General features: G+C 73.8%; 8 protein-coding genes. 5 read left to right on the forward strand and 3 right to left on the reverse strand.

All coding sequences use genetic code 11. The features are described from left to right. Positions 1-40 precede the first annotated feature (40 nt). Positions 41-616, forward strand: a complete 576-nt coding sequence (locus tag IE318_RS13375) for an adenylosuccinate lyase (RefSeq protein ID WP_030170606.1) — start codon at positions 41-43, stop codon at positions 614-616. Positions 617-692: 76 nt separating this feature from the next. On the opposite strand, the gene IE318_RS13380 is transcribed toward IE318_RS13375, so the two are convergent. From IE318_RS13380 to IE318_RS13390, 3 genes are all read right to left on the reverse strand, one after another. Then, positions 693-1,091, reverse strand: coding sequence for a RidA family protein (locus IE318_RS13380; RefSeq protein WP_189899965.1), 399 nt, complete (start codon positions 1,089-1,091; stop codon positions 693-695). A gap of 61 nt (positions 1,092-1,152) precedes the next feature. Continuing rightward, positions 1,153-2,745, reverse strand: a complete 1,593-nt coding sequence (locus tag IE318_RS13385) for an alpha/beta hydrolase (protein ID WP_189899968.1) — start codon at positions 2,743-2,745, stop codon at positions 1,153-1,155. A 135-nt stretch (positions 2,746-2,880) separates the two neighbouring features. Then, a complete protein-coding gene (locus tag IE318_RS13390; protein ID WP_189899970.1) occupies positions 2,881-3,951 on the reverse strand; it encodes an Rv2578c family radical SAM protein in 1,071 nt (356 codons plus the stop codon). Positions 3,952-4,149: 198 nt separating this feature from the next. Between IE318_RS13390 and IE318_RS13395 the strand changes: the two genes are divergently transcribed. The 4 genes from IE318_RS13395 (at position 4,150) to IE318_RS13410 (ending at position 11,789) form a co-directional block, all read left to right on the forward strand. Next, positions 4,150-4,593, forward strand: coding sequence for an SRPBCC family protein (locus IE318_RS13395; protein ID WP_189899972.1), 444 nt, complete (start codon positions 4,150-4,152; stop codon positions 4,591-4,593). Positions 4,594-4,753: 160 nt separating this feature from the next. Further along, complete coding sequence (locus IE318_RS13400) at positions 4,754-7,213, forward strand: MFS transporter (RefSeq protein ID WP_189899974.1); 2,460 nt, start codon at positions 4,754-4,756, stop codon at positions 7,211-7,213. A gap of 1,089 nt (positions 7,214-8,302) precedes the next feature. Then, positions 8,303-10,795: an ATP-binding SpoIIE family protein phosphatase gene (locus IE318_RS13405; protein ID WP_189899976.1), complete on the forward strand. Its 2,493-nt coding sequence runs from the start codon at positions 8,303-8,305 to the stop codon at positions 10,793-10,795. Positions 10,796-11,063: 268 nt separating this feature from the next. Then, positions 11,064-11,789 carry a class I SAM-dependent methyltransferase gene (locus tag IE318_RS13410; RefSeq protein WP_189899978.1) on the forward strand — a complete coding sequence of 242 codons (726 nt, stop codon included), beginning with the start codon at positions 11,064-11,066 and terminating at the stop codon, positions 11,787-11,789. Positions 11,790-11,896: the final 107 nt, after the last annotated feature.

Here is an 11,896-nt window from a genome sequence, read left to right on the forward strand (position 1 = left end):
TAGGTCCCGTGCGGGTGGCTCGGCGCCTAGGGTGGGCTTCGTGGACGAAGAGTTGCGATCGCTCACGGAGCGCTTACGGCAGGAGTCGGGCGGCACGGCGGCGTACCGGCGGCTGGAGGCGACCGACGACCTGGAGGAACTGGCCGAGGTCCTCACGGCGCCGGGGCAGCCGCTGTGGGCCAGGGAGCTTGCGGCCTTCCGGCTGGGGCTCGCGCGCGACCGGCGGGCCTTCGAGTCCCTGGTCCTGCTCCTGAACCACCGTGACCCGCAGCGCTGCGCCGACGCCGCCCACGCCCTGGCCCGCCTCGGCGACCCCCGCACCGCCCGGGCGGCGGCGGCCCTGGCCACCAACGAGCTGCGCGTCGCCTACGCGCTGCACCCCGTGCGCCTCCTGGTGGAACTGCGCGCCCCCGAGTCCGTCCCCGCGCTGATCACCACCCTGGAACGCCGGCTGCGGCCGCACGACCCCTACCGCCGGGTGGCCCTCGCCTGCGTCGAGGGCCTGGGCGCGCTCGGCGACGCACGGGCCCGCCCCGTCCTCAGCGAGGCCCTGGCCCACCCGGCCCTCGCCGAGGCCGCGGTACAGGCACTGGCCCGGATCCCGAAGCAGCGCTGACCGCCGGCCGGGCACCCGAGGCCGCGCTGACCGCCGGCCCGGCCGCGGCACGGGCCCCTGGCGGGCCGGACCCGCCTTACTCGGCCACCACCGCGAACGCCTCGATCTCCATCAGGAACTCCGGGCGGACCAGGGCGGCCACCTGGACCGCCGAGGAGGCGGGCAGGCGGTCGTCCGGTATGTGGGCGGCGCGGGCCTCGCGGACGGCCGGCATGTGGCTCATGTCCGTGACGAAGTACGTGAGTTTGACGACGTCGTCGAAGCCCGCCCCGGCGGCGGCGAGGCAGCGGCGCAGGTTCTCGAAGACCTGGCGGGCCTGGGCCGCCGGGTCGTTCTCCCCGACGAGCTTGCCGTCCTCGTCCAGGGGGAGTTGGCCCGAGACCGCGACGAAGCGGCCGGTGCCCATGACGACATGGGTGTACTGCGCGGCGGGGGCGACCCCCTCGGGGGCGGGGATCCGGGTCGGTTCGGTCATGGCTCCATGGTGGACCACGGGTCTGACAACCGGGGCCCGGCCCTCGCCCCCGACGGCCGGATCAGCCGCGGAAGCCCACCAGCCCGTGCAGCGTCGCACCCCGCGACGCGCCGGAGGAGGCGGGGACCGCCGCCTTCGTGCGCTCGGGCTTCGGGTCGGGCAGCCTCTCGCACACCGCGTCCGCCGCGGCGGCCCGGCCGCGCGGCACCGTGCCGTTCGTCAGATACCGCGTCAGATACCCGTCCAGGCAGCCGTTGCCGCTCAGCGTGATGCCGTGGTTGCCACCGCCCCGCTCGACGACCAGGCTGGAGCCGGCCAGGAGGTGATGGACCCTCACCCCGCCCTCGTAGGGCGTCGCCGCGTCGTCGGTCGCCTGGAACAGCAGGACCGGCGGCAGCTCGGCGTTGGCGATGTCCACCGGGCGCTGCGGCGCGGCCGGCCAGAAGGCGCACGGCGCGTTGTACCAGGCGTTGTTCCAGGCCATGAACGGCGCCTTGCCGTACACAGCCCAGTTGTCCGCACGCCACCGCGTCCAGTCCTGCGGCCAGGCGGTGTCACGGCACTGCACCGAGGTGTAGACGCCGTAGCCGTTGGCGCCCGCGGCGTCGACGGCGCCGTAGTCGGCGTACGCCCGCACCAGCGGCCCCGTCTTCCCCTCGTTGACGTAGGCCGCGAACGCCCGGGCGAGGGCGGGCCAGTAGCCGTTGTAGTAGCCGCCCGGGATGAAGGTGTCCTCCAGTTCGGAGGCGCCGACCCTGCCGTCCGCGGGGTGCCGGGCGAGCGCCGCCCGCATCCCGTACCACTTGGCCTCGACCCTCGCCGGATCCGTGCCGAGCCGGTACGTCGCGTCGTACTTGGCGATCCAGGCCATGAGGGCGCGGTGGCGGTCGTTGAAGGCGTAGTCCTGCTGGAGGTTGTCGTCGTACCAGACTCCGGTCGGGTCCACGATCGAGTCCAGGACCAGGCGGCGCACCCGCTCGGGGAAGAGCTTGGCGTACACGGCGCCGAGGTAGGTGCCGTAGGAGTAACCGTAGTAGTTGATTCTCTGCGCGCCGAGGGCCCGGCGGATCGAGTCCATGTCCGTGGCCGCGTCGACGGTGTCGATGTGCGGCAGCAGGCTCGCGTACTTCCGGCCGCAGGCGGTGGCGTAGGACTGGACGCGCGCGAGGTTGGCCTTCTCCAGCGCGGGGGTGCTCGGCACCGAGTCCGGGCGCACCGGCTTGAAGTAGTCCGGCGCGCACGTCATCGCCGGTTCGCTGGCGCCCACCCCGCGGGGGTCGAAGCCGATGACGTCGTACTGCGCCGCGACCGCCTTGGGCAGCGAGGAGGCCACGAAGGAGGCGAGCGAGAGCCCGCTGCCGCCGGGGCCGCCAGGGTTGACGAGCAGGGGCCCCTGGTAGGTCTTCGCGGTGTGCGGGACGCGGGACAGCGCCAGCGTGATCTGCCGCCCGGACGGATGCCGGTGGTCCAGCGGCACCTTCAGGGATCCGCACTGCAGGGTCGGATGGTCGGTGGTGCCGCACTTCCTCCAGCTGACCGCGGGGGCCCGGACGGGGGCCGTGGGGTGCGACGGGCTCGCGTCGGCGGGGACGGCCGTGACGGAACCGGCGACGACGGCGGCGGCGCCGAACAGCACGGCGGCGCGTTTTCTCATGCGTCCTCCCAGGACGGAGAGGCTGCGGACCGCTGGTCTGGCGGTCCTCGCCGCATCGTCCCGGAAAGCACCGTTGTGAGAACGAGTTCCGACGATTGTTGACCCGATTGGGCCGTGCGATGCGCTCGAACGACTTCAGATGAGCGTGAGTTGGACCGGCTCGGACATCGAGGGCGGATGCGGTGCGGCGGTGTCCGGCTCCGCCGGGCGGATGCGCCGCGGCATCCCCGCGCGCGCGGGCCCGATCCCGTACTCCTGGGCCAGGTCGTGCACCTGACGGGTGATCCGGCGCTGGTACCACTTGGGGGCGTAGGCGCCCTCGGCGTACAGGCGCTCGTAACGGCGCACCAGATGCGGGTGGTGCCGGCCGAGCCAGGCCATGAACCACTCGCGGGCGCCGGGCCGCAGATGCAGCGTCAGCGGGGTGACGGAGGTGGCCCCGGCCGCCGCGATCGCCCGTACCGTCGCCCGCAGCCGGTCCGGGTGGTCGCTGAGGAACGGGATCACCGGGGCCATCAGCACCCCGCAGCCGATGCCGTGCTCGGCGAGGGTGCGGACGACGTCCAGACGGCGTTCCGGCGCGGGCGTGCCCGGCTCCACGGTGCGCCACAGCTCGGGGTCGGTGAAGCCGACGGAGACGGAGATGCCCACGTCGGTGACCTCGGCCGCCTGCGTCAGCAGGTCCAGGTCGCGCAGGATGAGCGTGCCCTTGGTCAGGATCGAGAACGGGTTCGCCCGGTCGCGCAGGGCGGCCAGGATGCCCGGCATCAGGCGGTAGCGGCCCTCGGCCCGCTGGTAGCAGTCGACGTTGGTGCCCATCGCGATGTGCTCGCCCTGCCAGCGGCGCGAGGCCAGCTGGCGGCGCAGCAGCTCCGGCGCGTTCACCTTGACCACGATCTGGGTGTCGAAGCCGAGTCCGGTGTCCAGGTCCAGATAGCTGTGCGTCTTCCGCGCGAAGCAGTACACGCACGCGTGCGTGCAGCCCCGGTAGGGGTTGACGGTCCACTCGAACGGCATGCGGGAGGCGCCCGGCACGCGGTTGATGATCGAGCGGGCCCGGATCTCGTGGAAGGTGATCCCGCGGAACTCGGGCATGTCGAAGGTGCGGGTGGTCACCGCGTCCGCGCCGAAAAGCGCGGCGTCGGCCCGGCTGTGTTCAAGGGCTCCGGAGCCCCCGGAGTCCGCTGTGAGGTTGTCCCAGCGCATCACGCCTCCCTTGTTCGGTGGCACTGGGCAGCAGAATAGAACATGTGTTCCCTTGATCGTGCGAGCGATCGCTCGGCCGCCGTTCCTGATCGCCCGGGTTGCCGGATTCGATCGGTTGCCGGACCCGGATTTGGGGTCCCGGGAGCGGGGTGGTTGGCTGTGTCCCAACCCCGAGAACGGATGTCCTGGAGGAACCCCATGGCGCAGGTCGAGGCCACTACGGAGCGGGTCGTCGCGGCGGACGCGGAGAAGGTGTTCGACGCCCTCGCCGACTACAGCGGCACCCGTGAGCGGCTGCTGCCCGAGCACTTCAGCGAGTACGAGGTGCGCGAGGGCGGGGACGGCGAGGGCACCCTCGTCCACTGGAAGCTCCAGGCCACCAGCAAGCGGATCCGTGACTGCCTCATGGAGGTGAGCGAGCCCACCGACGGCGAGCTCGTCGAGAAGGACCGCAACTCCTCCATGGTCACCACCTGGCGGGTCACCCCGGCCGGCGAGGACCGCTCCCGGGTCGTCGTCACCACCGCCTGGAAGGGCGCCGGCGGCATCGGCGGCTTTTTCGAGAAGACGTTCGCACCCAAGGGCCTCGCCCGGATCTACGACGCCCTGCTCGCCAAGCTCGCCACCGAGGTCGAGAAGTAGATCGGGGGTCGCAACTCACCCCACGGCGGGCCCTGTTGACCCCTCACCGGTTCGAGTGATCTCCCCACAGCCTTGCCCAACGCCGTAACTCGTCGCGCTTGTACGTAGTTGTCGCGTTACGCGTGGACATGGCGCGGTACCAGCGACGAGGGAGAGGCGCGTGGGCGGGATCACTCTGGTGCAGGACGAACCGGTCGTGCCGCCGCCCCCGGACACCGCCGCGGGGGCGGCCGCGCGGACGCCGGCCGCACCGCCGGACGCCCTCCCTCGGCTCAGCCCGCGCCGGGTGCGGCTGGTCTTCCTCGGGCTGATGCTCGCGCTGCTGCTCGCCGCGCTCGACCAGATGATCGTGGCCACCGCGCTGCCCAAGATCGTCGGTGAGCTGCACGGCCTGGACAAGATGTCCTGGGCGATCACCGCCTACCTGCTCACGGCCACCGTCGGGCTGCCCGTCTACGGCAAACTGGGCGACCTCATCGGCCGCAAGGGCGTGTTCCAGTTCGCCATCGGCGTCTTCGTCATCGGCTCGGCGCTCGCGGGCCGGGCCCAGACCATGGACCAGATGATCGCCTTCCGGGCCGTGCAGGGCATCGGCGCGGGCGGGCTGATGATCGGCGTGCAGGCCATCATCGCGGACATCGTGCCGCCGCGGGAGCGCGGCCGGTTCATGGGACTCATCGGCGCCGCCTTCGGCCTCGCCTCCGTCGCGGGACCGCTGCTCGGCGGCTACTTCACCGACCATCTGTCCTGGCGCTGGTGCTTCTACATCAACGTACCCTTCGGTCTGGTCACCTTCGCCGTCGTCACCGTCGTGCTCAAACTGCCCAGGACCCGGGTCAGGGCCCGCTTCGACGTGCCGGGCACCCTGCTGCTCGCCACCGCCTCCACCTGCCTGGTGCTGCTGACCAGCTGGGGCGGCACCGAGTACGCCTGGGGCTCGCACGTCATCATCGGCCTCGGCGCCGGAGCCGCCGCGGCCGCCGTCCTCTTCGTCGTCGCCGAGCACTACGTCGCCGAACCCCTCATCCCGCTGCGGCTGTTCCGGGACTCCGTCTTCAACATCAGCGGTCTGGTCGGACTGGTCGTCGGCGTGGCGCTGTTCGGCGCGGCCAGCTATCTGCCCACCTTCCTGCAGATGGTCGACGGTGCCTCGGCCACCGAGTCCGGACTGCTGATGCTGCCCATGATGGGCGGCGTCGTGGGCGCGTCGATCCTCTCCGGGCAGCTCATCAGCCACACCGGCCGCTACCGGATCTACCCGGTCCTCGGCTGCGCCCTGTCCGCCGTCGGCATGTGGCTGCTGTCCCGCCTGGAGATCGGCACCACCCGGCTGGAGTACAGCGTCTGGATGGCCGTGCTCGGCGCCGGTATCGGCCTGGTCATGCCGGTCCTGGTGCTCGCCGTGCAGAACTCCGTGCGACCCGCCGACCTCGGCACGGCGACCAGCGCCAACAACTACTTCCGGCAGATCGGCGGCAGCGTCGGCGCCGCCGTCTTCGGCACCCTGTTCGCCGACCGGCTCGCCGACGCCCTGCACGACCGCATCCCCGCGCGCGCGGGCGCCGGCCTGCCCGACCCCGAGTCGATCACCCCTCAGGTGGTGCGCACGCTGCCGCCGGCCCTGCGCGACGCCTACGTCCAGGCGTACGCCGACGCCATGCCGCGGATCTTCCTGTATCTCGTGCCGGTCCTGGTGCTCGGCCTGATCATCGCCTTCTTCCTCAAGGAGAAACCTCTGGTGTCCCACAACACCCCCGCCGCACCCGCCTACGAGGCCGCGCCCGCCTACGAGACGGAGCCCGCCGCACCGGCCACCGGCGTCTCGGCCCCGGGCGTGCCGCAGGCGCGTTCGCCGTACCCGGCCGGAATCCCCGTCTGCGGCACCGTGCAGCACGCGGACGGCACCGTCGTGCCCCGCGCGGCGCTCACCCTCATCGACGTCGGCGGCCGGCAGATCGGGCGGGGCGCGAGCGGTGAGGACGGACGGTACGCGCTGTCCACGCCGGGCTCCGGGTCGTACGTCCTGATCGCCGCCGCCGGAGGGCACCAGCCGCAGGCGGTCTCCGTGACCGTCGGCGAGCGGCCCGTCGAACTCGACGTCGTCCTCGGCGGCGCCGGACGTCTCGCGGGCACCGTGTGCACCGCCGACGGCACCCCGGTGCGGGACGCCGCCGTGACCCTGACCAACGTGCACGGCGAGGTCGTCGCCGGCACCCGCAGCGGACGCGAGGGTGGCTACGTCATCAGCGAGCTGGTCGCCGGGGAGTACACCCTGGCCGCCAGCGCGCCCGCCTTCCGGCCGACCGCGCTCCCCGTCAGCGTGCAGGCCTCGCGGGAGACCCGCCAGGACGTGGAACTGGCGGGCGGCGCCGTACTGCGCGGCACGGTACGGGCCGGTGGCGGGCGGCCCGTGGAGGACGCCCGCGTCACCCTGCTCGACGCGGCCGGCAACGTCGTCGACACCCTCACCACCGGCCCCGACGGAACGTTCCGCTTCGTGGACCTGTCCTCCGGCGAGTACACCGTGATCGCGGCCGGCTACCCACCGGTCGCCACGGTGCTCCAGGTGGCCGCCGGGGGCCGCACGGAACGGGACCTCCAGCTCGGTCACGAGGACTGATCCGGCCGCCGGGGGGCCGCTGGACGGGGCGTGCCCGGGGGCCGGGGTGTGTGTGGGTCGGTGGGGCGCGGTCGGGGGCCGGGGCGTCGGCCGATGGGGCGTCCCTGGGCGCCGGGGCGTCGGCCGATGGGGCGTCCCTGGGCGCCGGGGTGTAGGCCGAGGGCGCGTGCCGGGAGGTCTGGGGTGCCGGCCGGGGGGCGCGGGCGCGGGCGCGTTCGGGTGCCAGGGTGCTCGTCGGCGAGATGTGCCCGGGGGCGGGGGTTCCGGTCGTCGGGGGGCCGGGGCGTCGGACGACGGGGCGTGCCCGGAGGTCTGGGGCGCCCGGTCGGCGCCGTACGCCCGGGGAGCCGGGGTGCGGGCCAGGGGGGGCGCGTCCGGGAGCCAGCGTGCCGGTCGGCGAGATGTACCCGGGGGCGGGGGAGTCGGCCGGCGGGCGTGCCTGGGGCGTCGGCCGATGGGGCGCGTCTGGCGACCCCGGCGTCGGTCAGCGGGGCCTGGCCGGGGCCGGAGTGTCGGCCGACAGGGTGTGCCCGGGGGCGGGGCGCTGCTCTGGGGGTCGTGCTCGGAGGCCGGGGCGTAGGCCGACGAGGCTTGCCCGGGGGTCTGGGGTATCCGTCGGCGACGCGCGCCCGAGGGCCGGGGCGTCGGTCGGCGACATGCGTTCGTGGGCCGGGAAGCCGGTCGGCGGGGCGTGTCCAGGGGCTGGGGTGTCGGCCCAGGGGGCGTGTCCAGGGGCTGGGTGTCGACCGACGTGGCGCGTCCAGGGGCCGGGGTGCCCATCGGCGGGACGTGCCCATGGCCGGGGTGTCGATCGGTGGCGTGTGGTCGGGGGCGCGGCGTCGGACGATGGGTGTGGTCGGGGCGCGGCGTGGGACGACGGGGCGTGCCTGGGAGGGCTGGGGTGCCGGTCGGCGGGTGTGCCCCGGGGGCCTGGGTTCGGGCGGAGGGGTGGGCTTGGGCGTGGGCGTCTGCCCGGTGGGGTGGCGTCAAAACAATTCCGGTGTTGCCACACATCGCGACCGGTCGGCGCCGTACCGTGGTGGCCGGGGGAAGAGATCTTGCGGAGCCGTGGGGAGAGGGGCCTGGGCCATGGACCGTGGCACCGAAGGGGACGTACCTCCCGGCCGCCGACCTGGCGGCGGGACCGGTGCGCCGGCGGCGGACGCCACGGCGGCCGGCCGCGTCCCGCTCGGCGTGGTCGTGGTCGACCACGACGGCCTGGTGTCGCACTGGAGCAGGGGCGCGGGGCGGCTCTTCGGCACCGGCAAGGAGGAGGCCATCGGCCGTCCGGTCGTGGACCTGCTGCCGGTCTCCGGCGCCCTGGGCGACGAGTCCGACGACGCCCGGCATCCCGCGTCCGCCGTTCACGACGGGCTGGGCCCCGGCCTGGAGACCTCACTCGACGGGCGGCTGTCCTACCCCGCGGCGGGCCGCGCCCGCCTCACCGTGCCCGGCCGGGACCGCCTCGACGTCCTGTGGTGGGCGTATCCGCTGGTCGGCCCGGGCCGGGAGCGGCTGCTGGTGCTCGCCGCCGACGCGGACGGACTGCGCCCCGGCGAGGCCGACGAGCCCGGCGGGCCGGACACGGACCTCGGGTTCGAGCGGATCGCGCCGGCCTTCGCCCTGCACACCGACTTCCCCGGCGCCGAGGAGCTGGCCCGCAGGCTGCCGGAGATCATGCCCAGCATGAGCGTCGACGAGAGCGCCCGGATCGTCGCCCAGGTCCTCGAACTGGGCTATCCGGTCCTGGAGTTCAGCCAGAACGACCGGGTGCCCGTCACCCCCGACTGGGGCGTGGCCCGCCGCGCCGAGCGCAGGGCCCGCCGCGAGCGGGCCGCCCGGGCCGCCGCCCAGGGCCTGCCCGCGCCGGAGGAGGCCACCGACGACGAGGGCGTCGACCTGGAGTACGCGGCCGTCCGCGAACGCCTGGAGTTCCTCACCGAGGTCAGCGGCCGGATCGGCACCTCGCTCGACCTCGCGCGGACCATCGTCGAGGTCAGCAAGGCCGTCGTACCGCGCTTCACCGATGTCGCCGGCACCTATCTGCGTGAGCAGGTCGTCGCCGGGGAGGGGTTCCCCGAGGGCGTGCCCGACACGACCACCATGTGGCACCGGGTGGCCCTGGAGCACACCGACGAGCCCGGCCGCTGGGACGACGTGGTGCCGGTCGGCGAGGCCATGCCGTTCCCCGCGCACACCCCGTTCTTCCAGTGCATGACGAGCGGCGAGCCCGTGCTCGTGCCCCGCATCAGCGAGGAGATGGGCCACGCCATCGCCTCGCAGTTCGAGAAGCGCGACATCCGGCCGCTGATCACCCACCGCTCGATGCTCGTCGTCCCGTTGAAGGCGCGCAACGTCGTCCTCGGCTTCATGATCCTGCTGCGCCACCCCGAGCGGGCCGAGTTCAACGACATGGACCGGGTCACCGGCGCCGAGCTCGCCGCCCGCGCGGGCCTCGTGCTCGACAACGCCCGCATGTACACGTACCAGGAGAGCGTCGCCGAGACCCTCCAGGACAGCATGCTGCCGCACATTCCGCCGCGGATGGCGGGCTGCGACATCGCCACCCGCTATCTGCCGGGCACGCTGCTCGGCCGGGTCGGCGGCGACTGGTTCGACTCGGTGAAGCTGCCCGGCGCCCGCACCGCGCTCGTCGTCGGCGACGTGATGGGCCACGGGCTGAACTCGGCCGCGATGATGGGGCAGTTGCGTACGGCCGTGCAGACCATGGCGGCGCTCGACCTGCCGCCCGCCCAGCTGCTGCGCAACCTCGACGACCTCGCCCAGCGGCTCGGCGACACCTACCTCGCGACCTGCCTCTACGCCGTCTACGACCCCATCGCGAGCGAACTGCACCTCGCCAACGCGGGCCACATCCCGCCCGTCCTGGTGCGCGCCGATGACGGCCGCAGCGAGCTGCTGGAGCTGCCCACGGGGGCGCCCATCGGCGTGGGCGGGGTGCCCTTCGAGGCGGTACGGGTGCGGGTGCGGCCCGGCGACCGCCTGGTCATGTGCACCGACGGGCTGGTCGAGGTGCGCGGCGAGGACATCGGTGTGGGGCTCGCCACACTCTGCGAGTCCGCCGCCCACCCGGCCGCGTCCATGGACGACGCCTGCGACACGATCATCCGCGCGCTGGCCACACGCGGGGGCCGCAAGGACGACGTGGCCCTGCTGCTGGTCCGTCTGGGCGGCATCGAGCCGGAGGACGTGGCCGAGTGGCGCCTGAGCCAGGGCCCGGCAGAGGTGGGCCGCGCCCGCGCGGCGGTCCGCGAGCAGCTTCACGCATGGGGGCTGGCCCGGCTGGCCGACCCCGCCGAGCTGATGGTCAGCGAGCTCGTCACCAACGCGGTACGGCACTCCCACGGCCGGCCCGTCGAGCTGCGCCTGGTCCGCAGTGACACGTTGCTGTGCGAGGTCGAGGACGACGACCACGACCTGCCCACCCTGCTGAGCGCCGGCCCCACCGACGAGTCGGGCCGCGGCCTGCGCGTGGTCAGTGCCCTGGCCCGCGAGTGGGGCACCACCCGCACCCCAGCCGGCAAGACGGTCTGGTTCGAACTGACCCTGCCCCGCCGCTGAGCCCGGCCCGGCGCATACCCCGCGCCCCGCGCACCCGTCACGCCCCGCGCACACACCGCACACACCGGACCCCCGCACGCGGTCGCACCCGCGCGCCCCCACGTACGCCCACGCACCACCCGACATGCGCAGCCGGTGCACCGGCGTGTACGAGTCGCGCGTGGCGGTGAAGGAATGTGTCGGGCGCTTGTGAGCGGGATCTCCGCGCGATAGACCGTACTGGCCCGTCACTCAGGACACATGATCGCCGTACGCAGGGGAGTTGGGCATGAGCGTGACCAGTCGGTACCGCCAGGCGTGGGAGGGGTTCTGGGCCGAGGTGCCGGACGAGCCGGGGGCGGTGTTCTGGGACTCCGAGCCGGCGCTCGCCGCCGGCCTCCAGCTCCCGCTGTTCGCACCGCACCTCACCGACCCGGAACTGCCCCTCGTCGACCTCGGGTGCGGCAACGGCACCCAGACCCGTTTCCTCGCCGGCCGCTTCCCGCGCGTCGTAGGCGCCGACATCGCCGCTTCGGCCATCGAGCACGCCCGGCACGCCGACCCCGGCGGACGGGCCGCGTACCGGGTGCTGGACGCGGCCGACAAGGCCGAGGCCGAGAGCCTGCACGCCGAGCTCGGTGACGTCAACGTCTACATGCGCGGCGTACTGCACCAGTGCGAGCCGGACGACCGGCAGTCGCTCGTGGACTGCCTCGCCGTCCTCGCCGGTGAGCACGGCCGGGTCTTCCTCGTCGAGCTGTCCGAGGCGGCCCGGCCGATCCTGGGCCGGCTGGCGCAGGACCCCGCCGGGCCCCCGGCCAAGCTCGCCCCGGTCTTCCGGCACGGCATCGCCCCCGGTGAGGTGGCCGACGCCGCCGTGCCGGAGTATCTGCGCGCGGCCGGCCTCACCGTGCTCGACGACGGCGAACTCCCGCTGGCCACGACCGAGTTCGCACCCGACGGTCGCCGGATCGACCTGCCCTCGAAGTGGCTCGTGGCGGGCCGCGCCCGGTGAGGGGCGCCCGGGGCGGGCGCTCTGCGTGTCAGTGGGACGGCGTATTGTCGCATTGACGTAGTTTGGAGGGGGCGGGGATCGGCGTGCTCCCTACAGCCTGTAGGGTT

This window comes from Streptomyces spiralis, from assembly GCF_014654675.1.
In the GTDB taxonomy this organism is placed as follows: domain Bacteria; phylum Actinomycetota; class Actinomycetes; order Streptomycetales; family Streptomycetaceae; genus Streptomyces; species Streptomyces spiralis.

Coding starts and splice junctions, on each gene's coding strand:
- IE318_RS13380 (WP_189899965.1), bottom strand. CDS start 1,091: ATGACCGAACCGACCCGGATCCCCGCCCCCGAGGGGGTCGCCCCCGCC.
- IE318_RS13385 (WP_189899968.1), bottom strand. CDS start 2,745: ATGAGAAAACGCGCCGCCGTGCTGTTCGGCGCCGCCGCCGTCGTCGCC.
- IE318_RS13390 (WP_189899970.1), bottom strand. CDS start 3,951: ATGCGCTGGGACAACCTCACAGCGGACTCCGGGGGCTCCGGAGCCCTT.
- IE318_RS13395 (WP_189899972.1), top strand. CDS start 4,150: ATGGCGCAGGTCGAGGCCACTACGGAGCGGGTCGTCGCGGCGGACGCG.
- IE318_RS13405 (WP_189899976.1), top strand. CDS start 8,303: ATGGACCGTGGCACCGAAGGGGACGTACCTCCCGGCCGCCGACCTGGC.
- IE318_RS13410 (WP_189899978.1), top strand. CDS start 11,064: ATGAGCGTGACCAGTCGGTACCGCCAGGCGTGGGAGGGGTTCTGGGCC.